The following is a 26,459-nucleotide window of genomic DNA, read 5'->3' on the forward strand; positions in this document are numbered from 1 at the left end:
CCCGATTCCGCCGAGGGCGGGCAGGTGCTGGACCGCATCGTCGGACCGGACCTGACCTCCACCGAGCGGATCGAGCTGGCCGAGCGGGTGGAGGGCTTCACCGACCGGCGGGTCGAGCGGTACTGGAAGCTGATGGGCGTGCTCAACGGCCGTGACCCGTTCCCGTCCCAGGCTCCCGCCTTCGAATGGTTCGCCGCGGCCCTGCGCGCCCACGCCTGACCACGCGCACACCGATCCCAGGCCGGCTGCGACGCGGCCTGCCACCGCCCCGCCTGGCCGCACGTGTCCCTGCCGGCCGAGTAGGGCTCGGGCTCCCGCCCCTGCCGGGCCCACGGGCGACGCCCGTACCCCGGTCAATGGGGGGAGCCGGGGTGTGCACATGGAACGGCCCCGCGACCGGGGATACCGGCCGCGGGGCCGAACGTGCGTCGTTCCGCTCCCGCGCGTGAGCGCGGCGGTCAGGCGCAGGTGGTGCGGACGACCTCGGCCAGCTTGGCGGCGATGGTCTCCGCCTCGTCCTGCGACTCGGCCTCCACCATCACCCGCACCATGGGCTCGGTGCCGCTCGGCCGGATGAGCACCCGGCCGCCGTCGCCGAGCGCGCGCTCGGCGTCGGCCACCGCGGCGGCGAGCTCCTGGGAGGTGGCCGCCTTGGCCTTGGAGACGTCGCGGACGTTGACCAGCACCTGCGGCAGCCGGGTCATGACCGAGGCCAGCTCCGCGAGGGAGCGACCCGACCTGGCCACCTCGGCGAGCAGGTGCAGCGAGGTCAGCAGGCCGTCACCGGTGGTGGCGTGGTCGAGCATCACGACGTGGCCCGACTGCTCGCCGCCCAGGTTGTACCCGCCGGCCTTCATGGCGGACAGGACGTACCGGTCGCCGACCGCCGTCTCCACCATCTGCAGCCCGGCCTTGGTCAGGGCCTGCTTGAAGCCCAGGTTGGACATGATGGTGGCGACCACGGTGTCCTGGGCGAGAGTGCCGGCGGAGTGCATGGCCAGGGCCAGCACGACCATGATCTGGTCTCCGTCGATGACCTCGCCCGAGGCCGTCACGGCCAGGCAGCGGTCGGCGTCGCCGTCGTAGGCGATGCCCGCGTCGGCGCCGCGCTCGACGACCGCCGCGCGCAACGCGTCCAGATGGGTGGACCCGACGCCCTCGTTGATGTTGAGGCCGTCAGGCGCCGCGCCGATGGTCTCGACGACCGCGCCCGCGCGCAGCAGCGCCTCCGGCGCCACCATGTGCGCCGCGCCGTGCGCGCAGTCGACGATCACCCGCAGGCCGTCCAGGCGTCCCGGCAGCGTTTCCAGCAGGTGGGAGACGTACCGGTCGGCCTCGCCGTACGCGTCGCGCACGCGCCCGACGGCCGCGCCCACCGGGCGGATCCACTTCTCGTCCAGCCGCTGCTCGATGTCGTTCTCGACCTCGTCGGGCAGTTTGTACCCGCCGCGGGCGAAGAACTTGATCCCGTTGTCCGGGGCCGGGTTGTGCGAAGCGGAGATCATGACCCCGAGGTCGGCTCCGAGAGCCGAGGTCAGATACGCGACGGCCGGGGTGGGCAGCACGCCGAGGCGCAGCACGTCCACTCCGGACGACGCGAGGCCGGCGACCACGGCGGCCTCGAGGAACTCCCCCGAGGCACGCGGGTCCCGGCCCACGACGGCGACCGGGCGGCCACGCCGCCCGACGCTCGACTCGAACGCGCCGGCATCGCCGAGGACGTGAGCCGCCGCGACCGACAGGTCCATGGCGAGCTCGGCCGTGAGGTCGCGACCCGCGACCCCACGAACCCCGTCGGTGCCGAAAAGGCGGCCCGTCAACGCTTGCTGTACTGAGGAGCCTTACGGGCCTTCTTCAGACCGGCCTTCTTCCGCTCCGTCTCACGGGCGTCGCGGGTGAGGAAGCCGGCCTTCTTCAGCGGCGAACGGTTGACCTCGGTGTCCAGCGCGGTGAGCGCGCGGGCGAGACCCATGCGCACGGCGCCGGCCTGACCGGTCACGCCGCCACCGTCGATGCGGACGAAGACGTCGAACTGGTCCTCGGCACCGAGCGTCACGAAGGGCTCGTTGACGATCTGCTGGTGGACCTTGTTCGGGAAGTAGTTCTCCAGCGAGCGGCCCTCGATGGTCCACTTGCCGGTGCCCGGCATGATGCGAACCCGGGCGATGGCCTCCTTGCGGCGGCCAGTGCCGTAAGAGTTGCCCGTGGTGATGGGCTTACGTGCGACTTCGCTGCTGGGAGCGGACTCGCTGGTGTACTCGGACGGGAACTCCTCAGAGTTGTCCGCAATGTCCAGCTCGCCCTCGAGGGGCGTCTCGACACCGGTGGGCTCGGCCACGGTTCTCCTCTAACTTTCGATCTCGGCGTCAGCCGTCGGCCAACGGTGTGCGACTACTGGGCGACCTGGGTGATCTCGAACGGCACCGGCCGCTGGGCCGTGTGCGGGTGCTCGGAACCGGCGTAGACCTTGAGCTTCTTGACCATCTTCCGGCCGAGGGAGTTCTTGGGGAGCATGCCCTTGACGGCCTTCTCCACGGCCCGGTCGGGCCGCTTCTCGAGCAGCTCGCTGTAGGAGACCGACCGCAGACCACCCGGGTAGCCCGAGTGGCGGTACGCCTTCTTCTGCTCCAGCTTGTTGCCGGTCAGAGCCACCTTGTCGGCGTTGATGATGATGACGAAGTCACCGGTGTCGACGTGCGGCGCGAAGATCGGCTTGTGCTTACCGCGAAGCAGCGTCGCGACCTGGGTGGCCAGCCGACCCAGCACGACGTCGGTGGCGTCGATGACGTACCACTGACGCTCTACGTCTGTGGCCTTAGGGGTGAACGTGCGCACGGTGGTAAGCCTTCTGTCGGGTTGGCGTCTTAGACGTTTGGGGTCATGGGCGGGGCGCACGACAGCCCAGACCTTCCGTCTCCACGAGCAGGGAGATGACGCCGGACGCGCCGCGCACCGGTCACGACGGACCAGTTCGCACACAACAAAGCTGCAGACTACCGCTTGTGACGGGCAGGGGTCAAAACGGCGATGCCGCCCCCAGCCCGCAGAAGAGCAGGTCTGCACCTTCGAGTGTACTGAGAGACCTGACCGGTAAGGCCACGAAAACCGGTCCCTTACGTCTCTTCTTTAACATGAGCTGACCTCTCTATATTTGACAGCGCAATGTGCCAGCGTCCTCACCTAGGGCACACCCAGCGGCCGCCGCGACGGCGAGCCGGCCTGGGCCTGTTGGCATGCCTGACGCTGGTCCTGGTAGCCGGCGCCATCGCGGTACGGCTCGGCGTCCCCGAGGGCACCGACACCGTCTACCTGAGCACCTCGCCCCCGTCACCGAGCCCGAGCCGGCTGCTCGCCGAGCCCAGGCGCACCGGGAAGCCGTCCGGGTCGTCCGCCCGCGCGCCGCTCGGGCACGTCGCGCGTCCCTACGTCTCCCCCACGGCCGTGCCGCGCTCGCGTCCCACACCGACGACGGCCCGGGAACGCGACAGCATCGACGGCACGGGAGGGCAGCTCCCCGCCGGTACGAGCGTCGGCGCGGCCGGCGGCCAGGGCCTGGAGGTGGGCACCGACACCGCGCCGCCCGACGGCGCCCTCCCCGTCGGGCAACTGGAGACCGCGGCCGTCCGCCTGACCAACCGCGAGCGCACTCTGCGCGGATGCGCCCCGCTGCGCATCGACGCGCGCCTCACCCGCTCGGCCCGCGCGCACAGCCGCGACATGGCGTCGAGGAACTACTTCGGCCACAACTCGCCGGGCGGATCCGGCCCCTGGGATCGCATGGCACGGGCCGGCTACGCCAACAGCGCCGCCGAGAACATCGCCCGCGGCTACGAGACGGCCGAGGAGGCCGTGCGCGGCTGGATGTCCAACAGCGGACACCGCCGCAACATCCTGAACTGCCGGATCACCACGGTCGGCGTCGGCGTCGCCTACGGTTCCGGCGACATCTGGTGGACCCAGGACTTCGGCTATTCCTGACCTGTTATGTCGCGCCGCCGGGCTAGTCTCGGCGCATGGGTTACCCCGGGGATCGACAGCCACGCCGCCAGCCGTACCAGCCGTACGAGTCGCCGCGCGAGCCCGGCGACCTGCGGCCCGAGGCCGAGTCGCGCGAGGACGCCCGGGAGTCGGCGTCCTGGCCGGTCCTGCCCGAGCAGGGCTCCGACCGGCGCGCGTGGTCACGCGGCGAGGGGCGGGAGGCGGGCCCCGGCGAGGCCTTCGGAACCACGCGCGGCGGCTCCGAGAGCGACCCGTTGTTCGGCGTCGGCCGCACGTACGGCACCCCCCGCAGATCTGTCGCACCCGAGAGCGGAGGGCATGAGTCCCCGACCTCCGGAGGCTTCCCATCCCCGGCGCCCTCAGAGGGGTTCTCGTCCCCGGGGACTTCAGGGAGCTTCTCGTCCCCGGCGTCCTCAGGAGGCTTTCCCTCCCCAGCGGCTTCGGGAGGCTTTCCCTCCTCGGGGAGTTCGGGGGGTTTTCCGTCCCCGGGAGCCGCTGAAGGCTTCGGGTCCTCTTCGACGCCGGGCGGCCCTTACTTCTCACGGGGAGACGGCACGTTCGGCCCGTCGCAGGGCACGGGCGGCCCCGGCGACGCGATGCCCGGCGGCGGCTTCGGCGGAGCCGGGGGTGGCGTCGGTGGGTACGGCGAGGCCGGCGGCGGATTCGCCGGAGCCGGGGGCGGGTTCGGCGAGACCGGGGGCGGCCGGAGGTTCGAGGAGCCCCGAGGCGAGGCGGCGTCCGGTGGGACGACCTGGAGCGGAGCCTTCACCCCCCCGCCGGTGAACGGATTCCCCGGCGGGGCCCCCGAGCCGGGCTCCGCAGGTCCCTCCTTCGGCGGCGCGCCGAGCGGCGAGACGGCGAACGGTTCCGGGTACGGCTCGGTCGGCGGTGGCGGCACTGCTGGTGACGGCACGGCGCACGGTGCCGCGCACGGCGGGACGCGAAGCGGTCCCCCCTTCGGTGCGACACATGACAGCGGATCCTTCGGCGCAGCGCACGGCGACGGACCCTTCGGCCCAGCGCACGGCGACGGGTCCTTCGGCGGAGCACAGGGCAGCGGGTCCTTCGGTGACACTCGCGGCGGTTCCTTCGAGCAGCGCGAGGGCGGAGCGCTCTCCGGCCGGCGGGCCCGGTCGCGTCCCTTCGAAGACCTCGGACGAGGCCCGGCCGGCGATCCGGCCCGCCGTCCGTTCGAGACGCCCGCCGAGAGCCAGGGCACCGGCTCGTTCCAGCCCGGCGCCTCCGGGCCGCGCACCGGCCCCTTCGAGCAGGCCGGCACGGGCACCGGCTCCTTCGAGCGGGCGGCACACGCGGAACAGGCGCCGGGCACGGGGCCGTTCGAACGCGCCGGGCGTTCAGGGCCGGCGAGCGGCTCGTTCGAGCGAGCCGGGGAGTCCACCGGCGGCCTGGGCGAGGCCGCGAACGGAGGCCGGGGCGACGGGGCGACGCCACCGCCGCCCAAGCAGGCGAAGCGCAGCGAGCCCGACCAGGTTCCGCCCACCTCGCGGGCCCCGCTCTTCCTGGCGGGCGGCGTCCTGGCCCTGATCGGGGTGATCGTCGCGACCGTCGTGGTGCTGAGCAACAGCGACAGTCCGGTCACCACGGCCGCGCCCTCGCCGAGCGGGCCGACCGCGCAGGCGCCCGACATGGGCAACGTCGGCGGCGGCAAGTACGGTTTCGCCGCCTCCCGGAAGACCGACTCCCAGCCCCTCGCACTGAAGGAGGTCTTCGGCCGCAAGAAGGTCACGGCGCACAAGCGTTCGTACTTCATGATGGTCCGGCGGCTGGACAAGAAGTGCAAGGATGCCGTGCACGGCACGAACATGCAGAAGGTCCTCACCTCGGGGAAGTGCACCCAGCTGTTGCGGGCCAGCTTCCGCGACCGTCCGGGCAAGCTCATCGGCACGGTCGGCATCGCCAACCTGAGCACCGCCGCCGCGGCCAAGAAGGCCGCCAAGGCGGGCACCGGCGGTGAGCTGGAGAACTACGTCAAGCCGCTCCCCGGGAAGGACACCGCCACCAAGGCACTGGGCGGAGGCGGCGAGTCGTACGCCGCCGCCTGGCCGCAGGGTCACTACCTGATCCTGCTGTGGTTCCAGTACAAGGACGGTCACAAGCCGTCCAAGACGGAGCTGAAGGCGCTCAACCAGGCGGCGATGGACATCACCGAAGGGACGGTCTTCTCCGCCCTGGACACCCGAGCGCTCACCGGTGCCCGAGCCAACTGACCGGCAAATCACCCCATAGCACTATTTATCGGGACGGAACGGGTGTCGAGCTAGACCAGGAAACGCCCATAGCGGTATGCCGATCTCTGACTGTGGATACGCTTCCGCGTATGCGTGGCCAGGATTCCGGATCCGAGCACGAACGCGGGACCGAGAGCTCGGGGGCTCCGGCAATGCCACCCCCGAGCTTCGGGCAGGTACGCCCGCACGTGCCACGGACCGACCAGAGCGTGACGGACCCCGAGTCGACCCAGGACGTGCGATCCTCCGCCCTCCGCGAGGTCAGGGGGCTCGCCTCGGCACAGCCGACGCCCACCCCACCCCCCGGCACCACCCCGGCCCCGGGCCCTGGAACCGTGGGCACCACCGCGACCCCGAGCACGCCGGCACCGAGCACCCCGACCTGGGGCCCCGGAACGGGCACCCCGGCCCCGGGCACCGCAGCCCCCGGCACCACCGCCCCGGGCAGTCCGAACTCGGGCGTCACCGCGACTCCGAGCATCCCGCCCGCGGGCACCTCGCCCTCGGACACCACCCCGGCCAGTGGCGCCGGAACCCCGGGCACCACCGCGGCCTCGGGCAACCAAACCTCGGGCACCACCGCGACCCCGGACATCCCGACCTGGAGCGCTGGAACGGGCACCCCGACTCCGGGCACCGCAACCCCCGGTACCACCGCCCCGGGCAACCAGACCCCGGGCACCACCACGACGCCGGACACTCCCACTTGGGGCACCGGAACGGGCACCGCAGCTTCGGGTACCACTGCCCCGGGCAGTCCGGCTCCGGGCCTCCCTGCCTGGGACAACGCGACTTCGGGCACCGGAAGCTCGGGCACTCCGGCTTCCGGCACCACCCCGGCTTCGGCGCAACCGTGGCGACCGGCCGATCGCCTTCCGCTCGAATACGAGTGGTTCGACCCCGATCAGCCGTCCCAGACCAACTACCGATCCATCCCCTCGCCCAACTCACCGGCCGGCCTCGCCCCGAACGTCCCGTCCGATCCCGCCACGGCCGACCGGCGCGGCACCGGCACCGGCACCGGCACCGGCACCGGCACCGGCACGAACCCTCCCACCGCTGGACCGGAGGGGTGGCAGACGCCCCCTTCGTACGCGTCCGCCACGAATCTCGCGCCCGCCCCTCACCAGCCGGCGAATACCCCGCACGACCCGTCAGCGCCCCGATCGTGGGCCCCGGCTCAGCCGCAGGACGCGACCCCGCAAGCACAGGGCCAAGGGCAGAGTCCGGCGCAGGCCGCGCCGGGCACGTTTCCGCCGTACGCCGCCACACAGGGAGCACCCCCGCCGTACGCCGCCGCACAGGGCGCGAGTCCGCAGGATTCGTCACCGAACAGCCAAGGGCCGGTGCAGAGTCCGACGACGCGACCACCGGCGCAGAGCCCGCAGGGCCTGACTCCGCAGGACGTGGCTCCGCCGGCCCCGGTCCCGCAGGGATGGGGCACGCCACAACACGGCGCGACGCCACCACCCGCCCAGGGCTGGACGGCGCCACCACAGGGCATGAACGTGGCCTCGTACGGCCCGCAGACCACGGCTCCGGCGGCTCCGCCTGCGGGCGTCTCCTCTCCCGGCACGGGTGGCTCCTGGAACGCGCCCACCCCCCAGGACGCCCCCTGGGCTCCCCCATCTCCGCAGCAGCCCGCGCCCTCCGCCGTGTCGGCCGCACCTGCCGCGTCCACGTCCCCGCCTCCCGCATCGTCCGGACCAGCCGGCACGACCGGACCCGCGGCAGACGCGCTGTGGGCTCCGCCGGCCCCGCAGGACCGTCCTTGGACGCCACCGGCGGCTAACGACGCGCCATGGGCGCCGCCCACCCCGCAGAACGCGCCGCCCACCCCGCAGAACGGGCCGGGCGCGGCCTTCGGCCAGAGCACCTCATGGGCGGCTCCCACCCCTCAGGACGCCCCACCTGCGCCGCCCTCGCCACAGCAGCCGCTGAGCAACTCGCTCGAGCACAGTGGTCCCTGGGCGGCTCCCACCCCCCAGGCCGCCCCACCGGCACCCCTCGGTACCTACACCTCCTCCGACACGGCCCCTGGCCTGCACTGGACGGCTCCCGCCTCCCAAGATGCCCCGCCGACGCCGCCGCAGAATGCCCGAGGCGCCGCCTACGCCCCCTCCGACACGGCCCCTGGCCTGCACTGGACGGCTCCCGTCCCCCAGGACGCCCCGCCTGCGCCGCCCTCGCCGCCAGGTGTCACCGGCAACATGCCGTGGGGTGCTCCCGTACCGACGGACGCTCCGCCGGCACCCCCGGCCCAGCAGAACGCGCTCAACGGGCCCTCGGCCGGGGGGGCGTCCTGGGCGCCTCCCGCACCACAGGACGCTCCGCCGGCACCGTCAGCGTCACCGGCCTTCAACCCGGACGCGGCACAGAGTGCGCCGTGGTCACCGGCCTCCCGACCGCAGGACCGGCCCCAGGACGCCCCATGGCGGGGGCATGACGCCTCGCCTGCCGGCGGCGACACGTCATCCCGGCCGCAGGACGCAGCACCGTCCCCGCAGAACGCGCCGCGGGCATATCCCGGCACGCCGCAGAACACCGGGCCCCGCTCCGGCGATGGCGCGTGGCGGCCGCAGACCCCGCAGTATCCCGACATCCCGGTGTGGCCGCCGCCCGAGATGGCAGCGACCGGCTCGGCGGCGGCGGCGACCGGCCAAGACCCATCGGCCACCGGAGCCGGCGGCCACGCGCGTCCCGGCGAGCCGGGAGCCTCAGCCATGCCCAGTGGCACCGGTACGCACGGCGCTCCGGCCACACCCGCCGGTACGGCGACCACAACACCGCCCACCGCAACCAGCGGACACGGCGCCCCCGCCACACCCAGTGGCACCGGTACGCACGGCGCTCCGGCCACACCCCCCGGTACGGCGACCACAACACCGCCCACCGCAACCAGCGGACACGGCGCCCCCGCCACACCCAGCGGATCTCATGCGCCTGATCAGCCGGTCGCAGCCGGCGTAGCGGGTGGCAGTGATGTCCCTGGGGGCACGCCGCCGCCGCAGCCGCCGCCGATCCCCTCGCCCGCACCGGACCCGAGGCCGTCGCCCACCGTTCCCGCGCCGTCGCCTCCTCCGATGCCGGCCCCGCCCATCCCGGCACCGCGTCCTCCCTCGCCCGCGACCGCCCCGCAGGCCGAGCCGCCGGCGCCCGGAACGACGGAGATCCCCGGAGCGGGCGGACGGCCCCTGCCCGCCCTTCCCCGCTCGCAGGCCGGGCCTCCGCCGAGAACCGGCCTGCCTCCGGCGCGTCCGCCCGGCACTCCGCTACCTCCCGCGCCGATGTCGCTCACCCCGCTGGACCAGCCTCCCGCGGGGGCGGCCGGCGACACCCGGCCGGGCGGTCTCTCTGCTCCCGGCCGGCCCACGGGGCAGGGGGATGGTGCGGAGAGGACCGGGAGCACCACCGTGCCGGCTCGCGTGCCCGGTACGCCCCTCCCGCCCGCGCCGATGACCAGTGACGCGCTTCCGATCAGGTCCAGGAATCCGTTCTCCCGCAAGTCGTCGGGAAGGGCCGGGCGAAGCGGCCGCAAGGGAGACCCGACGCCGAGTACGTCGCCGGCCCCGGCGCCGCATGCCCTATCGCCGGCCGAGGGCGCTCCTGGCATGGAACGCCCGGCCCCGGTGGCCGGCTCCCCGGCCGCCAGTGGCACTTCGTCGCCCCTCCCCGGCACGGGCGTGCACGGCGGGGCCGCCACCGGCCTAGCGGACGGGCGGCGTACGCCCGGTGACGACCGACCCGGCCAGAGCGCACCGGCCGCGGACGGCGTGGTCCAGGCGACGAGCCAGGCCGGCGGGGTCACCTCGGCCGCTCCCCCCGTGAGCGGCGGCCCCGGCACGGGCACGCCCACCGCGGGCGGCGGCCTCAGCGGCGCGCCGGGCCCCGGCTCCTCTGGAGCTCCCGCGGCGCATCGCCGTACCTCCGACGCGGCGGGCCCAGCGGCCGGCGGCGTCTCTGATGCGACCAACCCCCGGATCGCAAGCGGCGCCGTCCCAGGTACGACCAGTGCGGCCGGCCTCAAGACCGACGCCGCTTCCGCCCCTGCGGGCGACGGCAGGGCCGGCACCAACGCGACGAGCGCGACCGCCGAAGCACACGGGCCACGGTCCGGTACGGCATCGGCGGGCACGATCATTGGGTCCTCGGCCGGAAATATGCCGATGAATGCCTCGTCCGAGGCAGGAAGCACGTCGGCGAGCGCGGCAGCCGGCACCCCGGCGGGAGACGCGCCGACGACCGGCACGAGCACGACCGCGAACGCAGACGGTGCCGAGAAGCCGGTCCAGGGTGTCGCCACCGCCTCAGCGGCCGGTGCGGCCACCCAGAACACCGCCGGCACCACGTCAGGCACTTCCACCAGCGCCGGTGCCACGGTCGCGATGGGGGCGGGCGGCCTGTCGTCGACGCCGGCCCCGGCCTTCGGCGGCGACAGGGAACGTCCGTCGGCCGCGGACGTCGCGGTGGAGCGCCCGCCGTTCGTCCCCCCAGGGGTCACGCCGCCCGAACCACCCGCCGGGCCCGGCCCGGCCCAGCCGTCGCCCCGATCTAGCAAGAAGATCGTGCTGGCCGCCGGAGTCGGCGTGGCGGTGGCCGCCATCGGCACGGCCGCGTTCTTCGGCTACCAGAACTACAGCGCCGGAACGCCGGTCACGATGCCTGCCCCGTTGCCGTCCGTGGACGTGCAGATCCCGATGGAGGAGCCGACCGAGACCGCGTCGCCGGAGCCCTCGCCCGCCGTCACCGCCATGCTGGACTCGGCGAAGACCGACCCTGGGCAGATCACGCTCAAGGACGCCTTCGCGCGGCGGCGGATCACCATCGGCGGGCGCACCTACGTGCGGGCCAAGGTGGACATCACGCCGCGGTGCGACAAGGTGGCCGTGGGCGGCTTCGCCACGGCGCTGAAGCGGCAGAAGTGCACCCGCGTCCTGCGGGCCACGTACGTCGACGGCAAGCGGCGGTACGCGGTGACCACGGGCATCGCGGTGTTCCCCACCAAGCAGGCGGCGGTCGCGGCGGACCGGCGCAAGGACCTGGCCAAGACCGTGTGGTTCCGCGGTCTGGCGGGCAGCCCGGGGAGCGGCACCGACAAGGCCGACATCTCCGGTGGGTACGCCGCGGGCCTCGTCTGGGGGCGCTACATCGTCTTCAGCTTCGCCACCTACAGCGACGGCCACACCCCGAGCGGCCAGGAGAAGGACCTGGGCCCGGTCAGCGGCGCCTTCCGCGACCACACCGCCCGAGTGATCGAGAAGCGGGTCACCGGCTGACCGTCAGCGGTCGAGGGTGCGCAGGCGCCGGGTCTGCCGGGCCCGGCGCAGGAGGTCGGCGTCGGCGGGATAACCGACCTCCTCCAGGCACAGGCCGTGCGCGGGAGCGACGTTCACCCCGGAGTCGCGTACGGCGCGAAGCAGGACGTCCGCGGGCCACTCCACCGGCCGCTGTCCTTCGCCCACGGCGAGGAGCGAGCCCACCAGAGCGCGCACCATGGAGTGGCAGAACGCGTCGGCGATGACGGTGGCCTCCAGCAGACCACCGTCATCGCGAGCCCAGTCCAGCCGCTGGAGTTCGCGGATGGTGGTCGCGCCGTCCCTTCGCTTGCAGAAGGCCGCGAAGTCGTGCTCACCCAGCAGATGCGCGGCGGCGGCGTTCATGCGATCGGCGTCCAGCGGGCGCGGGTACCAGAGGACCTCGCGCCTGCGCAGCGGGTCACCGCCGCCGAGCGCATCGCAGACCCGGTAGACGTACCGGCGGGAGAGCGCGGAGAAGCGCGCGTCGAAGCCCTCAGGAGCCACGCTGACGGCGTACACCCGCACGTCCGGCGGCAGTACACCGGCCAGCCGCCGGGTGAGCGCCGTGAGACGCTCAGCGAGGCCGAGCGGGCCGGTGGCGCCCTTGCGACGTCCTTCGACCGCACGGAGGGCATCGGCCGGAAGGTCGACATGAGCGACCTGACCGCGCGCGTGGACGCCCGCGTCGGTGCGACCGGCCACGGTCAGGGAAGGGGCGGGATCGAGACGCAGGACGCGGCCCAGCGCGGTCTCCAGCTCGCCCTGGACGGTCCGCAGCCCCGGCTGGCGGGCCCATCCGGAGAACTCCGTCCCGTCGTAGCCGAGATCCAGCCGCAGGCGCAGGAGAACCTCCACAGCGTCGCCGGAGGCCGCGGAATCGGTGACATCCGCAGCCGGCACCCCGCGCTCGTCCAGAACCGGCACCCCTTGTACGCCCCGGGCCGATCTCTCCTGCTCCTCCAAGCCCGGCGCCCCTCGTACCCCCAGGGCCGACCTCTCCTGCTCCGCCAGGGCCGGAGTCCCTCGCTCGTCGAGGGCCGGTCGCGCGGAGGCCTCGGACGCCGTCACGCCGTCTTCCGGCCGCGCACGGACCGGCCTCGTCCCGGTCGTCCCGCCGGTCGGAACGCCATCGGACGCGGCCGTCCCGCCCATAGGAGGCACGGCCGCGTCAACGCCCGGCGTGGGTCCGGGCGTTATTGGTGATGTGGTCGGCACCATGGCTCCCTAGTGCAACGTCTTCAGCGCCTGCTTCACACCTGCCGCCCCAGGCCCGTGTCCGGCTCGCGGCACCCTGCTCACGCCTCGCCTGGCCGGCCTGACTCAGCACTGCTCGGCCCGCCTTGGCGCGGCTCCACCTCGCCCGGCCCGAACCATGCTCACGTCTCGCGCCGGTCGCGCTCGGCCCTGCCTCGGTACGGCGCCCCGTCGCGGTCCGTGCCGCTCGGGGGGACCGAGATCAGCACGCGCTCGCCTCGGTTCGCTGCTCAGGAGCCGGCCGTCGACGCGGTCATCACGTCAGCGGTCGAGATGTGGCCCGTTGCCGGTGGCGGTGGGCGGCAATGGCGAAGGGCCCAGCGCACCGGGTCGGTGTGCTGGGCCCGTTCGAATTCGCCCTCTTGCCGACAGGCGTGCCACCTTGGCACCGGCGGCCCAGGGAAGTCATCCCGAAGACTGCGGCCGGTGGCGGCGCGCCCTGGCGGCGTGCGGCCGGAAGGTCAGGCCTCGTCCTTCTTGGACTCGGTCTTCTCGTCGGCCGGAGCCGCGTCCGCGGGAGCCTCGTCGGCCGGCGTGGCCTCGGCGGTGGCGGTGTCGTTCTCGGGGAGCTCGACGACCTCCTCCGCGGGCGTGGCGGCCGGGGTCGTACGGGTGGTGGTCACCGCGTTCAGCGGCTCGCTGACCAGTTCGATCATCGCCATGGGGGCGCTGTCGCCCTTGCGCGGGCCGAGCTTGGTGATGCGGGTGTAGCCGCCGGGACGCTCCGCGAAGGTCGGCGCGATCTCGGTGAACAGGTGGTGCACGACGCCCTTGTCCTTGACCACGGTCAGAACCTGGCGGCGGTTGTGGATGTCGCCCTTCTTGGCCTTGGTGATGAGCCGCTCGGCCAGCGGGCGGAGGCGCTTGGCCTTGGTCTCGGTGGTGCGGATGCGGCCGTGCTGGAACAGCTGGGTGGCGAGGTTCGCCAGGATCAGCCGCTCGTGAGCCGGGCTGCCGCCGAGACGAGCACCCTTGGCGGGCTTGGGCATTGTCGTTCTCCTTCGGGATGACCCGCCCCGGCCGTATGAGGTACCGGGGTCGGGCCGGAAGCCCGGTTCATCATGAACAGGGTCTTCCGTAGACAGGAAATCCGGGCCGGGGACCCCCGCCCCCGGAGGGGGCGGGGGTCCCGTCGCCGGGAAACGCGGTGACGCGGGTCACCGGCCGGGGCCGGCGGGCCGGAGCTCCCGAAGGAGGGAAGGCCCGCCGCGGCCGGTCAGTACTGCTCGGTCTCGACGTAACGCGCGTCGTCGTCGTCGTAGTCGCCACCCGCGACGGCCGTCGGGTCGAACCCGGGCGGGGAGTCCTTGAGGGCCAGCGACATCTCGTGCAGCTTCTGCTTGACCTCTTCGATCGACTTGGCACCGAAGTTGCGGATGTCGAGGAGGTCCTGCTCGCTGCGCGCGACGAGCTCACCCACGGTGTGGATGCCCTCGCGCTTGAGGCAGTTGTAGGAGCGGACGGTGAGGTTCAGCTCCTCGATCGGCAGCGCCAGGTCGGCGGCGAGCGCGGCGTCCGTCGGGGACGGGCCGATGTCGATGCCCTCGGCCTCGACGTTGAGCTCGCGTGCCAGGCCGAACAGCTCGACCAGGGTCTTGCCGGCGGAGGCCACCGCGTCGCGGGGCTTCATCGACGGCTTGGTCTCGACGTCCAGGATCAGACGGTCGAAGTCCGTGCGCTGCTCGACTCGGGTCGCCTCGACCTTGTAGGTGACCTTGAGGACCGGCGAGTAGATCGAGTCGACCGGGACCCGGCCGATCTCCTGGCCGGGCTGCTTGTTCTGGGCGGCGGAGACGTAGCCGCGACCGCGCTCGACGGTGAGCTCCATCTCCAGCTTGGCCTTGCCGTTCAGCGTGGCGATGTGCAGGTCGGGGTTGTGCACCTCGACACCGGCCGGCGGCGCGATGTCGGCGGCGGTGACCTCACCCGGGCCCTGCTTACGCAGGTACATCACCACGGGCTCGTCGTGCTCGGAGGACACGACCAGCGCCTTGAGGTTCAGGATGATGTCGGTGACGTCTTCCTTGACCCCCGGCACGGTCGAGAACTCGTGCAGGACGCCCTCGATGCGGATGCTCGTGACGGCCGCCCCCGGGATGGAGGACAGCAGCGTCCGGCGCAGCGAGTTGCCGATGGTGTAACCGAAACCCGGCTCCAGCGGCTCGATGACGAACCTGGAGCGGTTCTCCTCGATGGTCTCCTCGAGGAGGGAGGGGCGCTGTGCGATCAGCATGTGGGATCTCCCCTGGTTCCGCGGGGCCCGCTATTTGACCTCCGCGACTGTGGTGTTCACTGCCCGCGCCGCGCGGCCCGAACCCGGACCGCGCGGCACTTTGGCAGGTTGTACGCGAGCTCTTACTTGGAGTAGAGCTCGACGATCAGCTGCTCCTGGACCTGCGTGTCGATCTGCTGGCGAACCGGGAGCTGGTGCACGAGAACGCGCAGCCGGTCCGGCACGACGCCGAGCCACGCCGGCACCGTCCTGTCGCCGACGGTGGCGCGGGCCACCTCGTACGGCATCAGGTTGCGGGCCTTCTCGCGGACCTCGATGATGTCGTGCTCGCGGACGCGGTAGGACGGGATGTCGACCTTCTTGCCGTTGACCAGGATGTGGCCGTGGCGCACCTGCTGGCGGGCGGCGTCACGGGACACGGCCAGGCCGGCGCGGAAGACGACGTTGTCGAGCCGGCTCTCCAGGATCTGGAGGAGGTTCTCACCCGTCTTGCCGGTCTTGCGGTTGGCTTCCTCGTAGTAGTTGCGGAACTGCTTCTCGAGGATGCCGTAGATGCGGCGGGTCTTCTGCTTCTCGCGGAGCTGGAGCTGGTACTCCGACTCCTTGGGACGGCCGCGGCCGTGCTCACCCGGCGGGTAAGGACGGATCTCGATGGGGCACTTGGGGGACTCACACTTGGCGCCCTTGAGGAAGAGCTTGGTCTTCTCACGGCGGCAGAGCTTGCAGTCCGCTCCGGTGTAACGAGCCATTTCTCTGTTTCTCCTGGGCCTCAGACGCGGCGGCGCTTGGGCGGACGGCAGCCGTTGTGCGGAACCGGGGTGACGTCCTGGATGGACCCCACCTCCAGGCCGGTGGCCTGGAGCGACCGGATGGCGGTCTCACGACCGGACCCGGGGCCCTTCACGAAGACGTCGACCTTGCGCATGCCGTGCTCCATGGCGCGGCGGGCGGCGTTCTCGGCGGCCATCTGCGCGGCGAACGGCGTGGACTTGCGGGAGCCCTTGAAGCCGACGTGGCCGGCGCTGGCCCAGGAGATCACGTTCCCGCTGGGGTCGGTGATCGAAACGATCGTGTTGTTGAACGTGCTCTTGATGTGGGCGTGCCCGTGAGCGACGTTCTTCTTTTCCTTGCGGCGCACCTTCTTCGGTGCGCCCTGGCGGCTCTTCGGAGGCATGTAGCGCTATCTCCTGAGGTGGTCGGTCCTGCTGCGTGGACGGCGGCGCGGCATCGGGCCGTCTCCCGGCCCGGCTCTGCGCCCCGTCGCGGACTACTTCTTGCCGGGCTTCTTCTTGCCGGCCACGGTCTTCTTCTTGCCCTTACGGGTGCGTGCGTTGGTCTGCGTGCGCTGACCGTGCACGGGAAGGCCGCGGCGGTGCCGGATGCCCTGGTAGCAGCCGATTTCGATCTTGCGACGGATGTCGGCCTGAACCTCACGGCGCAGGTCACCCTCGATCTTGAAGGTGGCCTCGATGTAGTCGCGCAGCGGGACCAGCTCGGAGTCGGAGAGCTGGTGCACCCGCAGGTCGCCGCTGACGCCGGTCGCCTTCAGGATCTCCTGGGCGCGGCTGCGGCCGATTCCGTAGATGTAGGTGAGAGCGATCTCCAGCCGCTTGTCGCGGGGGAGGTCGACGCCAACCAGGCGAGCCATGGTCGGGCATTCTCCTTCAGTGTGGCGGAGGTCTTACGCAACACTGCCCCTCCCCATGCCCGGGGTGAGGGCCCCGGCCTCCGACCGGGGGTCTCCCGCGCGGTTCGGCCCTGCGGCCGCCTGTGCGGGTGTGCTACGCGAATGACGTTGTCCCGGGCCAGGCCGGCCTTCCCCTCTTCGAGGGTAGGCCGCCCGTCCCGGGTCGCGATCAGCCCTGGCGCTGCTTGTGGCGCGGGCTGTTGTCGCAGATCACCATGACGCGACCGTGCCGGCGGATCACCTTGCACCTGTCGCAGATCTTCTTGACGCTCGGCTTGACCTTCATAGTCCTGTTCCTCAGACGGCCCGCCCGCCGGTCCTGCCGGTCGACCCCGTCGCACGCCGTGCGTTAACGCGCACGGTGATGACGTGGTTCTTCCTTGCCGCCGGGACGGGGGGCTTACTTGTATCGGTAGACGATCCGCCCACGACCGAGGTCGTAGGGGCTCAGTTCCACGACGACCCTGTCGTCGGGGAGAATCCGGATGTAGTGCATCCGCATCCGTCCGCTGATGTGGGCCAGGACCTTATGGCCGTTGTCGAGTTGCACCCGGAACATCGCGTTCGGGAGCGACTCCACCACAGTGCCCTCGATCTCGATGGCGCCGTCCTTCTTGGCCATGTCCCTCGCGTTTCACTGATCGGTCGTCTGAGGTTTCGGCACACTAAGCAGCCGCGACCACGAGCGCGTATGAGAGGGCGGCGATAGCTGACCGCCGACGCGCAATGGTCATAGTGAGCCGACAAAGGAGTGTACGACAATCGGCGAGGAATTGCGAAACGCCTGACGCCTGTCCGGACACAACCGACCATCAGTCTACCTCAACGCCACGTCGATCGACGGAGCCGGACGCGCCCACCCGGCCGCGCGGTACCGCCGATACCGGGCCTGGGTGGGCGCGTGCTCCGGGCGCGGCGCTTCGCTGCGTGCACGCAAAAGATCACCTACCCGCCGACATCTCGGGAAAGTGCCGTGATCGGTAAAGCCTGCGTCCAATGCCCGTGAGCGCTCCATTGCCCAGGAAGACGGCAATGCCGGAAAGAGCGCAGCCGTCCCGGCCATCCCCGGGCACGCGAGAAGCGGGCGCCCCCGAAGGGAGCGCCCGCCGTGTTGATCCCCCGCCTCCGATCCCCCTCACTGGAACCGGAGGGTGCGCCCGAGCGGGCGCGCGATCTCAAAAGCCGTACCGGTGCCAGCCGCTCCAGTCGTAGTCGCTGGTCGACCCCTCGCCCACGCGGAAGCGGAACCCGTCGACGCCCCGGCCGAAGAAGATCTTCCGCTCGAAGTGGCCGAAGGTGCGGTAGCGCTTGAACAGGTGCCAGCCGCCGCGGTCGTGGTAGTAGACGTCCAGCCACGCGTACTGCCGGTCGCGGTCCTGGTCGAACAGGTCGAAGTCGAGGTAGTAGCGGCCGCCCGACTTGCCCCAGAAGCCCTTGACGTACGCGCGGTCGGAGCGGTCCTCGCCGCGCCCGAAGTCCGAGTAGAACGGGCCGAAGCCGTGGCGGGACAGGGCCTGGGAGGCCGAGGTGGCGGCGGTGGCGCTCGCCGTCGACGCCGAGGCGGCGGGGGCGGCGGCGACGCCCGCCGCCAGAGCACCGGCGAGGGCGGTGCCGACGAGCAGGTTGCGGATCTTGCGCACGGTTTCCTCCTGTGAGCGATCGCCCTCGGGATGAGGACGGATTCCCCGTGCCGGTCGAGCCTTCTGCGTGCCGCTCTTCCGGACAACGCTCACGTTATGGAGGTATGCCGTCCCGTTCTGCGTAGGAATCCACACAGGCCGCCGAACGTGTATTACTCCACACAGCGGACCAGGACGGGACGTCTCAGCCCTGCTTCCCCTTCTTGCCCTTGCGCTTGCCCTCCTGCGGAGCCGAGCCGGAGAGGGTGCTGACCAGCAGGATCACTCCCCAGGGTCCGCCGACCCACATCGGCCAGAAATATCCGCCGAAGTCGGTCATGGCGTAGATGACGGAGCAGACACCGAACGCACTGGCCCACGACGTCCAGGCCGCCTTCAACCCGGGATGCATCTTCGCGACGCGGCGCTGCTCCGGTGCCTGCGCCGCGGGCAGGGTGTTCAGGTCGATGTCGGGCAGGTCGGCGGTGAGCTTCTGCAGATCGCCGTACGTGCGCCCGGCGTACACCAGCTCCAGGCGCTCGTTGAACTCCTCCATGGTGAGCCGGCCCTGGGCACAGTGCTCACGCAGCACGGCAGCGACCCGATCCCTGTCGCCGTCGGACGCCCTCATGTCCGGTGTCGCCGCCATCACCATCAACTCCCGCGCAGAGGTCGGTCAACGAACCGTTCACGAGCGGGTGAAGGAAGAGCCGCACTCCGTCTAGCCGTCGGTCGCGGCCTTCTCTCCCCGAAGCTCGCCAAGGCGTGCTTCGCCCCCGTCCAGGGCGGTGAGCACCCAAGGACCATTATCGGTCACGGCGACGCTGTGTTCGAAGTGCGCGGACGGCTTTCCGTCGATGGTGACGACGGTCCAGTCGTCGGAGAGCACCCGCGTGCGGTCGGTGCCCAGGTTGACCATCGGCTCGATGGCGAGGCACATGCCGCTCTCGAAACGCGGGCCCCGCCCGGGCCTGCCGTGGTTGGCCACCCACGGGTCCATGTGCATCTCGGTGCCGATGCCGTGGCCGCCGTACTCCTGGGGGATGCCGTAACGACCCTGAGAACGCACGTACCGCTCGACCTCGTGCCCGACGTCGGACAGGTGCCGCCCGACGGTCAGCGCGGCGATGCCGCGCCACATGGCCTCCTCGGTCACCCGCATCAGCTCGGTCAGCCGAGGGTCGACCTCGCCGACCGGGATGGTGACCGCCGAGTCGCCGTGCCAGCCGTCCAGGATGGCGCCGCAGTCGATGGAGATGATGTCCCCCTCGCGCAGCGCCCGCCGGTCCGTCGGGATGCCGTGGACCACCTCGTCGTTGACCGAGGCGCAGATCGTGGCGGGATATCCCTGGTAGCCCTTGAACGAGGGGATGGCGCCCTCGTCGCGGATGGCCTTCTCCGCGATGGCGTCCAGGTCGAGCGGCGTCATCCCGGGCCGCACGGACTCGCGCAGAAGCTGGAGCGTGCGCCCGACCACGAGGCCGGCCGCGCGCATCTTGTCGAGCTGCTCAGGTGTCTTGACCTGGATTCCGTGCTTGTTCTTCTTGAACACTTACTGGCACCCCCTGGGGTGAGTCAACGGGCCGCTCGGCATGCCAATTCCCCCGATTGTCCCCCGGATTGTCCCATTACACGCCGAACGCCACCCCCGGGGGCAACCCAAAGGTGGCGTCGGTGACGGGTGAGGAATCAGTCGGCGAAGCCGCGCAGCTCCGCCATCGCCCGTGCGGTGATCTCTTCAACCGGACCGGTGGCCTCCACACCCCGCAGGATGCCCTCGTCGGCGTAGAAGGAGATCAGCGGAGCCGTCTGCTGCTGGTAGACCTCCAGCCGGTGACGGATGGTCTCCTCGCGGTCGTCGTCCCGCTGGAACAGGGCGCCACCGCACGCGTCGCAGACACCCTCCTTGGTCGGCGGGTCGAACACCACGTGCCACACCTTGCCGCAGGAGCGGCAGGTGCGGCGGCCGGCCAGACGGCGCACGACCTCCTCGTCGTCCACGACCAACTCGAGCACGACGTCGAGGTGGGTGCCGAACTCGGCCAGCATCTTGTTCAAGATCTGCGCCTGCGGCACGTTGCGTGGGAAGCCGTCGAGCAGGAACCCCTCCTGCGCGTCCGGCTCCGAGAGACGGTCGCGGACCATGGCGACGGTCACCTCGTCGGGTACGAGGTCACCACGGTCCATGTACTCCTTGGCAAGCTTGCCGAGTTCCGTGCCGCCCGACACGTTGGCACGGAAGATGTCCCCTGTCGAGATCTTCGGGATGGACAGGTTCGATGCGATGAACTGGGCCTGTGTCCCCTTGCCCGCTCCGGGGGGCCCGACCAGGACGACGCGCACTACTTGAGGAAGCCCTCGTAGTTCCGCTGCTGAAGCTGGCTTTCGATCTGCTTGACGGTGTCCAGCCCCACACCAACCATGATCAGAATGCTCGTGCCTCCGAACGGGAAGTTCTGGCTCGCACCGGCGACCACCAGCGCGATGATCGGCACCATGGAGATCAACCCCAGGTACAACGAGCCGGGGGCGGTCAACCGCATGAGCACATAGTTGAGGTACTCGGCGGTCGGCCGGCCCGGGCGGATGCCCGGAATGAATCCACCGTACTTCTTCATGTTGTCCGCCACCTCGACAGGGTTGAAGGTGATGGACACGTAGAAGTACGTGAAGAAGATGATCAGCACGAAGAAGGTGACCATGTAGACCGGGTGGTCACCTCGGACGAAGTTCTGCGCCAGCCACTGCACGATCGGCCCGGGGTTCTCACTGTTGCCGAAAAGCGACACCAGGAGCTGCGGCAGATAGAGCAGCGAGGAGGCGAAGATGACCGGGATGATGCCGGCCTGGTTGACCTTCAGCGGAATGTAGGTCGAGGTGCCGCCGTACATCCGCCGGCCCACCATGCGCTTGGCGTACTGCACCGGGACGCGGCGCTGAGCCTGCTCGACGAACACCACGGCCGCGATCATGAACACGCCCACCAGCATCACGATGACGAAGGTGAAGGCGTTCTGCCGGAAGATGTTGAGCAGCTCCGACGGGAAGACCGCGATGACCTGGGTGAAAATCAGGATGGACATGCCGTTGCCGACGCCGCGGTCGGTCACCAGCTCGCCCAGCCACATGATGACCGAGGTGCCGGCGGTCATGACGACCACCATGGTGACGACGGTGAAGACGTCGTTGTTGACCAGCAGCGGCTGGCGGCAGTTCGGGAACAGCTGGCCGGTGCGCGCGAGCGCCACGAACGCGGTCGACTGCAGGACCGCGAGACCGATGGTCAGATAACGCGTGTACTGCGTGATCTTCGCGGTGCCGGACTGGCCCTCCTTCTTGAGTGCCTCAAGGCGGGGGATCACCACCGTCAGGAGCTGGAGGATGATGCTCGAGGTGATGTACGGCATGATGCCCAGTGCGAACACTGAAAGTTTCAGCAGCGCGCCGCCGCTGAACAACTGCACCATTCCGTAGATGTTGGCGGCGTCGCCCGCCTGCGCCTCTTTGAGACACTGCTGGACGTTGACCGTGTTGACCCCGGGGGTGGGCAGCACGGAGCCCAGCCGGAACAGCACGATGATGCCCAGTGTGAACAGGAGTTTGTTGCGCAGGTCGGGCGTACGGAACGCCCGGGTAATCGCGGTCAGCACGGTCCCTCCTGCGCGCCTCTAGGGCGGTATCGGTCAGCGAAGGTCTGCAAGTGATCCATCGGCACGTCTCTGATCAACGAGGCCTGAACAGCCTTCTGTCCAGCGCACTCTAACGCACTACGGGCGCGGCGGCTCCCATGGAGCCCCCGCGCCTCGTACTGCTTGCCCTTACAGCTCGGTGACGGCGCCACCGGCCGCGGCGATCTTCTCCTTCGCGGAGGCGGAGAAGGCGTGCGCCTGCACGTTCAACGCCACCGTGATCTCACCGGTTCCCAGCACCTTGACGAGCTGGCCCTTGCGGACCGCGCCCCGCTCGACCAGCGTGTCCACCGTGACGTCTCCGCCCTCGGGGAACAGCTCGCCGAGCCTGTCCAGGTTGACGACCTGGTAGGTCGTCTTGAACAGGGCGTTGGAGAAGCCCTTCCGCTTCGGCAGCCGACGCTGTAGCGGCACCTGGCCGCCCTCGAAGCCGAGAGGGACCTTGAAACGGGCCTTGGTGCCCTTGGTGCCACGACCGGCCGTCTTGCCCTTGGACGCCTCGCCACGGCCCTTGCGGACCTTCGGCTTGTTGGCGCCCGGGGCGGGACGCAGGTCATGGATGCCCAGCGGCCTCGCGCCGCCCTGGTTCTCTGCGTTGGCCATGACTAGTCGACCTCTTCCACCTCGACGAGGTGCGTCACCACGGAGACCATCCCCCGGATCTCCGGGCGGTCCTCCTTGACGACGACGTCGCCGATCCGCTTCAGGCCCAGCGAGCGCAGCGAGTCACGCTGGTTCTGCTTGCCACCGATCTTCGACCGGACTTGGGTGATCTTCAGGCGAGCCATCGGCTAGCTCACCGCCTTCGCCGCCGCGGCGGCCTCGGCGATGCCCTCGGCACGGGCCTTGAGCATGCGCACCGGGGCGACGTGCTCGATCGGAAGTCCACGACGGGCCGCGATCTCCTCGGGCCTGCTGAGGCCCTTCAGCGCCGCGACGGTCGCGTGGACGATGTTGATCGGGTTGTCCGAGCCGAGCGACTTGGACAGCACGTCGTGAATGCCGGCGCACTCCAGCACCGCGCGCACCGGACCACCCGCGATGACACCGGTACCGGCCGAGGCCGGGCGCAGCAGGACGACGCCGGCGGCGTCCTCACCCTGCACGGTGTGCGGGATGGTGCCCTGGATGCGCGGCACCTTGAAGAAGTGCTTCTTGGCCTCTTCGACGCCCTTGGCGATCGCCGCGGGCACCTCCTTGGCCTTGCCGTAGCCGACGCCGACCAGGCCGTTGCCGTCGCCGACGACGACCAGCGCGGTGAAGCTGAAGCGCCGGCCGCCCTTGACGACCTTGGCCACTCGGTTGATCTTCACAACGCGCTCGATGTACGAGACGCCCTTCTCGGCAGCGCCGCCGCGGCGATCGTCGCGACGGTCACGCCGCTCACCACCGCCGCCGGCACCGCGACGCGGAGCTGCAGCCATCAGTGGTTCCTCTCCTCGTTGCTCTTGATTGCGATCCTGGCTGGAGACATCAGAACTCCAGCCCGCCTTCACGGGCGCTGTCCGCCAGAGCCGCGATGCGGCCCGCGTAGCGGTTGCCGCCGCGGTCGAACACGACGGCGGTGATCCCGGCGGCCTTGGCCCGCTGAGCGAGGAGCTCGCCGACCTTCTTCGCCTTGTCGGTCTTGGTGCCCTCGGCCGTGCGCAGCGAGGCGTCCAGGGTGGAGGCGCTCACCAGCGTGTGGCCGGCCAGGTCGTCCACGATCTGCACGAACAGGTGCCGCGCGGAGCGGTTGACCACCAGGCGCGGACGGGAGGGAGAGCCGACGACCTTCTTGCGGACACGGCGGTGACGACGCGCACGTGACAGGGCGCGATCTGCCCTGTGCTTGTGAATCTTGGTGAAGGCCATGACTACTTACCAGCCTTTCCGACCTTGCGGCGGACGACTTCGCCCTGGTAGCGCACGCCCTTGCCCTTGTACGGGTCCGGCTTGCGCAGCTTGCGAATGTTCGCGGCGACCTCGCCGACCTTCTGCTTGTCGATGCCGTCCACGTGGAACAGGGTCGGCCGCTCGACGCGGAAGGAGACGCCCTCGGGAGCGTCCACGATGACCGGGTGGCTGAAGCCCAGCGAGAACTCCAGCTGCGTCGGGCCCTTGGCCGCGACGCGGTAACCGACGCCGACGATCTCCAGCGTCTTGCTGTATCCCTTGGTCACGCCGTCCACCATGTTGGAGATCAGCGTGCGGGAGAGCCCGTGCAGCGCACGGACCTTCTGCTCGTCGTTGGGGCGGGTGACGGCGATCGCGCCGTTGTCGCCCCGCTCGACCACGATCGGCTCAGCGACCGTGTGCGAGAGTGTGCCCTTAGGGCCCTTGACCGTGACATCCCGGCCGTCGATGGTGATGTCCACACCATTCGGTACGGGGATGGGCAGCCGTCCAATTCGCGACATGCTGGGTTCCTCCCCTCGTTACCAAACGTAGGCGAGGACTTCCCCGCCCACACCACGCTTGCCGGCCTGCTTGTCGGTCATGAGGCCACCGGACGTCGAGATGATCGCGACGCCCAGGCCACCCAGAACCTTGGGCAGGTTGTCCTTCTTTGCATAGACCCGCAGGCCGGGCTTGGAAACCCGGCGCAGGCCCGCGATTGACCGTTCACGCGTGGGCCCGAACTTGAGCTCCACCACGAGGTTCTTTCCGACCTTGGCGTCTTCGACGGTCCAGGCCTGGATGTAACCCTCCTGCTGGAGGATCTCGGCGATGTGCGCCTTGATCTTCGAGTACGGCATGGCCACGGTGTCGTGGTACGCCGAGTTCGCGTTACGCAGACGCGTCAGCATGTCTGCGATCGGGTCGGTCATCGTCATGGCCGGTGGCCCTCCTCACCGCGGTTTCCCGTGAACGGGACCTACGGTGTGGTCATGGACGCCGTCGAGCGGCGCCCGGTTGATATGACTTGTCTGGTGCGGCAGGCGCCGTGCGGGCCCCTCCCTGAGGGATGTCCCTCGGGAAGCCCCTCGAAGAGGAGCCCGCACGGGTGCTACCAGCTGGACTTGGTGATGCCGGGCAGCTCGCCGCGGTGCGCCATCTCACGGAAGCACACGCGGCAGAGGCCGAACTTGCGGTAGACGGCGCGGGGCCGCCCGCAGCGCGAGCACCGAGTGTACGCCCGCACGCCGAACTTCGGCTTGCGCTCAGCCTTGGCGATCAGAGACTTCTTGGCCATCAGGCCTCCTTGAAGGGGAAGCCGAGAAGCTTCAGCAGCGCCCGGCCCTGGTCGTCGTTCGTGGCCGTGGTCACGACCGTGATGTCCATGCCCCGCTGGCGGTCGACCTTGTCCGGGTCCACCTCGTGGAACATGACCTGCTCGGTCAGGCCGAAGGTGTAGTTCCCGTTGCCGTCGAACTGCTTGGGCGACAGGCCGCGGAAGTCCCTGATGCGCGGGAGCGCGAGGGAGAGCAGCCGGTCGAGGAACTCCCACATGCGGTCGCCGCGGAGCGTCACGTGCGCGCCGATCGGCATGCCCTCGCGCAGCTTGAACTGCGCGATCGACTTGCGGGCGTGGGCGACGGCCGGCTTCTGGCCGGTGATGGCGGTGAGATCGCGCACCGCGCCCTCGATGAGCTTGGAGTCACGAGCGGCCTCGCCGACGCCCATGTTCACCTTGATCTTGGTGAGCCGGGGGATCTGCATGGCGTTCTCGATGCCGAACTGCTCGCGCAGCTTGGCCGCGATTTCCTCGTGGTAGCGCTGCTTGAGGCGAGGCGTGGAGCGCTCGGTCTCGGTGGTGGTGGCGGTCATCAGTTGTCCTCACCCGATTCGTCGGCCTTCTCGGCCTTCTTGGCGGGCTTGTCGTCCTTCTTCGCCTCATCCTTGAGCTTCTTGACGTTGCTCACGTGGATGGGGGCCTCCTTGGTCGTCACGCCGCCTTCCTTGGCGCCGCGCGGACCCTGGTGGGTGACCTTGGAGTGCTTGGTGATCATGTTGACGCCCTCGACCACCACGCGGTCCTCGCGCGGCAGCGCGATGAGCACGCGCCCCTTGGCACCCTTGTCCTTACCGGCGATGACCTGGACGAGGTCACCCTTCTTCACATGCAGCTTCGGCATTTACAACACCTCCGGCGCGAGCGAGATGATGCGCATGAACTTCTTCTCGCGCAGCTCTCGACCCACCGGACCGAAGATACGCGTGCCCCGAGGGTCACCGCTGTCCTTGATGATGACCGCGGCGTTCTCGTCGAAGCGGATGTAGGAGCCGTCGGGGCGGCGGCGCTCCTTAGTGGTGCGCACCACGACAGCCTTGACCACATCACCCTTTTTGACACCCGCGGCGGGAAGGGCGTCCTTCACCGTCGCGACGATGATGTCGCCGATACCCGCGTAGCGCCGACCCGAGCCACCGAGCACCCGGATGCACAAGATCTCCTTGGCACCCGTGTTGTCGGCGACCTTGAGCCGCGACTCCTGCTGGATCACGTCAA

29 protein-coding genes and 1 pseudogene are annotated in these 26,459 nt (G+C 70.5%); 4 read left to right on the forward strand and 26 right to left on the reverse strand.

Annotated features, from left to right (window positions below; translation table 11 throughout):
• Positions 1–219 (forward strand): annotated as a pseudogene (locus IEY93_RS10135) (MerR family transcriptional regulator); the annotation flags it as partial.
• 239 nt (positions 220–458) lie between these two features.
• Here the strand turns inward: IEY93_RS10135 and glmM are convergent.
• The 3 genes from glmM to rplM are packed head-to-tail and all read right to left on the reverse strand — an operon-like array spanning position 459 to position 2,835.
• On the reverse strand, positions 459–1,820 hold the full coding sequence (gene glmM, locus IEY93_RS10140) for a phosphoglucosamine mutase (RefSeq protein ID WP_189162733.1): 1,362 nt from the start codon (positions 1,818–1,820) through the stop codon (positions 459–461).
• Positions 1,817–2,338, reverse strand: coding sequence for a 30S ribosomal protein S9 (gene rpsI / locus IEY93_RS10145; protein WP_189162734.1), 522 nt, complete (start codon positions 2,336–2,338; stop codon positions 1,817–1,819). Before rpsI ends, glmM begins: the two co-directional genes overlap by 4 nt.
• Positions 2,339–2,391: 53 nt before the next feature.
• Positions 2,392–2,835 carry a 50S ribosomal protein L13 gene (gene rplM / locus IEY93_RS10150; protein WP_189162735.1) on the reverse strand — a complete coding sequence of 148 codons (444 nt, stop codon included), beginning with the start codon at positions 2,833–2,835 and terminating at the stop codon, positions 2,392–2,394.
• Between the two features lie 393 nt (positions 2,836–3,228).
• Between rplM and IEY93_RS10155 the strand changes: the two genes are divergently transcribed.
• The 3 genes from IEY93_RS10155 (at position 3,229) to IEY93_RS10165 (ending at position 11,524) form a co-directional block, all read left to right on the forward strand.
• Positions 3,229–3,978 carry a CAP domain-containing protein gene (locus IEY93_RS10155; protein WP_189162736.1) on the forward strand — a complete coding sequence of 250 codons (750 nt, stop codon included), beginning with the start codon at positions 3,229–3,231 and terminating at the stop codon, positions 3,976–3,978.
• Positions 3,979–4,013: 35 nt separating this feature from the next.
• Positions 4,014–6,227, forward strand: coding sequence for a hypothetical protein (locus tag IEY93_RS10160; protein ID WP_189162737.1), 2,214 nt, complete (start codon positions 4,014–4,016; stop codon positions 6,225–6,227).
• A gap of 4,187 nt (positions 6,228–10,414) precedes the next feature.
• Positions 10,415–11,524 (forward strand): hypothetical protein, encoded by a 1,110-nt coding sequence (locus IEY93_RS10165; RefSeq protein WP_189162738.1) that lies wholly within the window; start codon positions 10,415–10,417, stop codon positions 11,522–11,524.
• Between the two features lie 3 nt (positions 11,525–11,527).
• Here IEY93_RS10165 and truA read toward each other — a convergent pair whose 3' ends face one another.
• The 23 genes from truA to rplN form a co-directional block, all read right to left on the reverse strand.
• A complete protein-coding gene (gene truA, locus IEY93_RS10170; protein WP_189162795.1) occupies positions 11,528–12,400 on the reverse strand; it encodes a tRNA pseudouridine(38-40) synthase TruA in 873 nt (290 codons plus the stop codon).
• Positions 12,401–13,260: 860 nt separating this feature from the next.
• Positions 13,261–13,788, reverse strand: coding sequence for a 50S ribosomal protein L17 (rplQ, locus tag IEY93_RS10175; RefSeq protein WP_189162739.1), 528 nt, complete (start codon positions 13,786–13,788; stop codon positions 13,261–13,263).
• Positions 13,789–14,015: 227 nt separating this feature from the next.
• Positions 14,016–15,032: a DNA-directed RNA polymerase subunit alpha gene (locus IEY93_RS10180; protein ID WP_189162740.1), complete on the reverse strand. Its 1,017-nt coding sequence runs from the start codon at positions 15,030–15,032 to the stop codon at positions 14,016–14,018.
• Positions 15,033–15,154: 122 nt separating this feature from the next.
• Positions 15,155–15,781 (reverse strand): 30S ribosomal protein S4, encoded by a 627-nt coding sequence (gene rpsD / locus IEY93_RS10185; RefSeq protein WP_189162741.1) that lies wholly within the window; start codon positions 15,779–15,781, stop codon positions 15,155–15,157.
• A 20-nt stretch (positions 15,782–15,801) separates the two neighbouring features.
• Entirely contained in the window at positions 15,802–16,206 is a 405-nt protein-coding gene (gene rpsK / locus IEY93_RS10190; protein ID WP_012887860.1) for a 30S ribosomal protein S11, read from the reverse strand.
• A gap of 93 nt (positions 16,207–16,299) precedes the next feature.
• Positions 16,300–16,680, reverse strand: a complete 381-nt coding sequence (rpsM, locus tag IEY93_RS10195) for a 30S ribosomal protein S13 (protein ID WP_189162742.1) — start codon at positions 16,678–16,680, stop codon at positions 16,300–16,302.
• A 208-nt stretch (positions 16,681–16,888) separates the two neighbouring features.
• On the reverse strand, positions 16,889–17,005 hold the full coding sequence (gene rpmJ / locus IEY93_RS10200; RefSeq protein WP_189162743.1) for a 50S ribosomal protein L36: 117 nt from the start codon (positions 17,003–17,005) through the stop codon (positions 16,889–16,891).
• Positions 17,006–17,119: 114 nt separating this feature from the next.
• A complete protein-coding gene (infA, locus tag IEY93_RS10205; protein WP_184538268.1) occupies positions 17,120–17,341 on the reverse strand; it encodes a translation initiation factor IF-1 in 222 nt (73 codons plus the stop codon).
• A 553-nt stretch (positions 17,342–17,894) separates the two neighbouring features.
• Positions 17,895–18,359 (reverse strand): hypothetical protein, encoded by a 465-nt coding sequence (locus IEY93_RS10210; protein ID WP_189162744.1) that lies wholly within the window; start codon positions 18,357–18,359, stop codon positions 17,895–17,897.
• A 184-nt stretch (positions 18,360–18,543) separates the two neighbouring features.
• Positions 18,544–18,993 carry a DUF1707 SHOCT-like domain-containing protein gene (locus IEY93_RS10215; protein WP_308425744.1) on the reverse strand — a complete coding sequence of 150 codons (450 nt, stop codon included), beginning with the start codon at positions 18,991–18,993 and terminating at the stop codon, positions 18,544–18,546.
• 66 nt (positions 18,994–19,059) lie between these two features.
• Positions 19,060–19,890, reverse strand: coding sequence for a type I methionyl aminopeptidase (gene map / locus IEY93_RS10220; RefSeq protein ID WP_189162746.1), 831 nt, complete (start codon positions 19,888–19,890; stop codon positions 19,060–19,062).
• Between the two features lie 137 nt (positions 19,891–20,027).
• Positions 20,028–20,681: an adenylate kinase gene (locus IEY93_RS10225; protein ID WP_189162747.1), complete on the reverse strand. Its 654-nt coding sequence runs from the start codon at positions 20,679–20,681 to the stop codon at positions 20,028–20,030.
• Complete coding sequence (secY, locus tag IEY93_RS10230; protein ID WP_189162748.1) at positions 20,681–21,988, reverse strand: preprotein translocase subunit SecY; 1,308 nt, start codon at positions 21,986–21,988, stop codon at positions 20,681–20,683. Before secY ends, IEY93_RS10225 begins: the two co-directional genes overlap by 1 nt.
• A gap of 168 nt (positions 21,989–22,156) precedes the next feature.
• Positions 22,157–22,630, reverse strand: coding sequence for a 50S ribosomal protein L15 (gene rplO, locus IEY93_RS10235; RefSeq protein WP_189162749.1), 474 nt, complete (start codon positions 22,628–22,630; stop codon positions 22,157–22,159).
• A gap of 2 nt (positions 22,631–22,632) precedes the next feature.
• Positions 22,633–22,815: a 50S ribosomal protein L30 gene (rpmD, locus tag IEY93_RS10240; RefSeq protein ID WP_080043226.1), complete on the reverse strand. Its 183-nt coding sequence runs from the start codon at positions 22,813–22,815 to the stop codon at positions 22,633–22,635.
• Between the two features lie 3 nt (positions 22,816–22,818).
• Entirely contained in the window at positions 22,819–23,451 is a 633-nt protein-coding gene (rpsE, locus tag IEY93_RS10245) for a 30S ribosomal protein S5 (RefSeq protein WP_189162750.1), read from the reverse strand.
• A 49-nt stretch (positions 23,452–23,500) separates the two neighbouring features.
• Positions 23,501–23,881: a 50S ribosomal protein L18 gene (gene rplR / locus IEY93_RS10250; RefSeq protein ID WP_189162751.1), complete on the reverse strand. Its 381-nt coding sequence runs from the start codon at positions 23,879–23,881 to the stop codon at positions 23,501–23,503.
• Positions 23,882–23,883: 2 nt separating this feature from the next.
• A complete protein-coding gene (rplF, locus tag IEY93_RS10255; RefSeq protein WP_189162752.1) occupies positions 23,884–24,426 on the reverse strand; it encodes a 50S ribosomal protein L6 in 543 nt (180 codons plus the stop codon).
• Between the two features lie 18 nt (positions 24,427–24,444).
• Positions 24,445–24,843, reverse strand: a complete 399-nt coding sequence (gene rpsH / locus IEY93_RS10260) for a 30S ribosomal protein S8 (RefSeq protein ID WP_189162753.1) — start codon at positions 24,841–24,843, stop codon at positions 24,445–24,447.
• Between the two features lie 173 nt (positions 24,844–25,016).
• On the reverse strand, positions 25,017–25,202 hold the full coding sequence (locus IEY93_RS10265) for a type Z 30S ribosomal protein S14 (RefSeq protein WP_114032742.1): 186 nt from the start codon (positions 25,200–25,202) through the stop codon (positions 25,017–25,019).
• The gene (gene rplE / locus IEY93_RS10270) at positions 25,202–25,777 is read right to left on the reverse strand and encodes a 50S ribosomal protein L5 (RefSeq protein WP_189162754.1); all 576 of its coding nucleotides are present in this window, start codon (positions 25,775–25,777) and stop codon (positions 25,202–25,204) included. Before rplE ends, IEY93_RS10265 begins: the two co-directional genes overlap by 1 nt.
• Positions 25,777–26,076: a 50S ribosomal protein L24 gene (gene rplX / locus IEY93_RS10275; RefSeq protein WP_203968559.1), complete on the reverse strand. Its 300-nt coding sequence runs from the start codon at positions 26,074–26,076 to the stop codon at positions 25,777–25,779. Before rplX ends, rplE begins: the two co-directional genes overlap by 1 nt.
• 9 nt (positions 26,077–26,085) lie before the next feature.
• Complete coding sequence (rplN, locus tag IEY93_RS10280; protein WP_189162756.1) at positions 26,086–26,454, reverse strand: 50S ribosomal protein L14; 369 nt, start codon at positions 26,452–26,454, stop codon at positions 26,086–26,088.
• Positions 26,455–26,459: the final 5 nt, after the last annotated feature.

The organism is Sphaerisporangium melleum (assembly GCF_014646695.1).
GTDB classification, from domain to species: domain Bacteria; phylum Actinomycetota; class Actinomycetes; order Streptosporangiales; family Streptosporangiaceae; genus Sphaerisporangium; species Sphaerisporangium melleum.

What these genes read in the sequence shown, in the direction of transcription:
- IEY93_RS10160 (WP_189162737.1), top strand. Translation starts at nt 4,014, where the DNA reads ATGGGTTACCCCGGGGATCGACAGCCACGCCGCCAGCCGTACCAGCCG.
- IEY93_RS10165 (WP_189162738.1), top strand. Translation starts at nt 10,415, where the DNA reads ATGAATGCCTCGTCCGAGGCAGGAAGCACGTCGGCGAGCGCGGCAGCC.
- rplQ (WP_189162739.1), bottom strand. Translation starts at nt 13,788, where the DNA reads ATGCCCAAGCCCGCCAAGGGTGCTCGTCTCGGCGGCAGCCCGGCTCAC.
- IEY93_RS10180 (WP_189162740.1), bottom strand. Translation starts at nt 15,032, where the DNA reads ATGCTGATCGCACAGCGCCCCTCCCTCCTCGAGGAGACCATCGAGGAG.
- rpsD (WP_189162741.1), bottom strand. Translation starts at nt 15,781, where the DNA reads ATGGCTCGTTACACCGGAGCGGACTGCAAGCTCTGCCGCCGTGAGAAG.
- rpsK (WP_012887860.1), bottom strand. Translation starts at nt 16,206, where the DNA reads ATGCCTCCGAAGAGCCGCCAGGGCGCACCGAAGAAGGTGCGCCGCAAG.
- rpsM (WP_189162742.1), bottom strand. Translation starts at nt 16,680, where the DNA reads ATGGCTCGCCTGGTTGGCGTCGACCTCCCCCGCGACAAGCGGCTGGAG.
- rpmJ (WP_189162743.1), bottom strand. Translation starts at nt 17,005, where the DNA reads ATGAAGGTCAAGCCGAGCGTCAAGAAGATCTGCGACAGGTGCAAGGTG.
- infA (WP_184538268.1), bottom strand. Translation starts at nt 17,341, where the DNA reads ATGGCCAAGAAGGACGGCGCCATCGAGATCGAGGGCACTGTGGTGGAG.
- IEY93_RS10215 (WP_308425744.1), bottom strand. Translation starts at nt 18,993, where the DNA reads ATGGTGATGGCGGCGACACCGGACATGAGGGCGTCCGACGGCGACAGG.
- rplO (WP_189162749.1), bottom strand. Translation starts at nt 22,630, where the DNA reads ATGGCCAACGCAGAGAACCAGGGCGGCGCGAGGCCGCTGGGCATCCAT.
- rpmD (WP_080043226.1), bottom strand. Translation starts at nt 22,815, where the DNA reads ATGGCTCGCCTGAAGATCACCCAAGTCCGGTCGAAGATCGGTGGCAAG.
- rpsE (WP_189162750.1), bottom strand. Translation starts at nt 23,451, where the DNA reads ATGGCTGCAGCTCCGCGTCGCGGTGCCGGCGGCGGTGGTGAGCGGCGT.
- rplR (WP_189162751.1), bottom strand. Translation starts at nt 23,881, where the DNA reads ATGGCCTTCACCAAGATTCACAAGCACAGGGCAGATCGCGCCCTGTCA.
- rplF (WP_189162752.1), bottom strand. Translation starts at nt 24,426, where the DNA reads ATGTCGCGAATTGGACGGCTGCCCATCCCCGTACCGAATGGTGTGGAC.
- rpsH (WP_189162753.1), bottom strand. Translation starts at nt 24,843, where the DNA reads ATGACGATGACCGACCCGATCGCAGACATGCTGACGCGTCTGCGTAAC.
- IEY93_RS10265 (WP_114032742.1), bottom strand. Translation starts at nt 25,202, where the DNA reads ATGGCCAAGAAGTCTCTGATCGCCAAGGCTGAGCGCAAGCCGAAGTTC.
- rplE (WP_189162754.1), bottom strand. Translation starts at nt 25,777, where the DNA reads ATGACCGCCACCACCACCGAGACCGAGCGCTCCACGCCTCGCCTCAAG.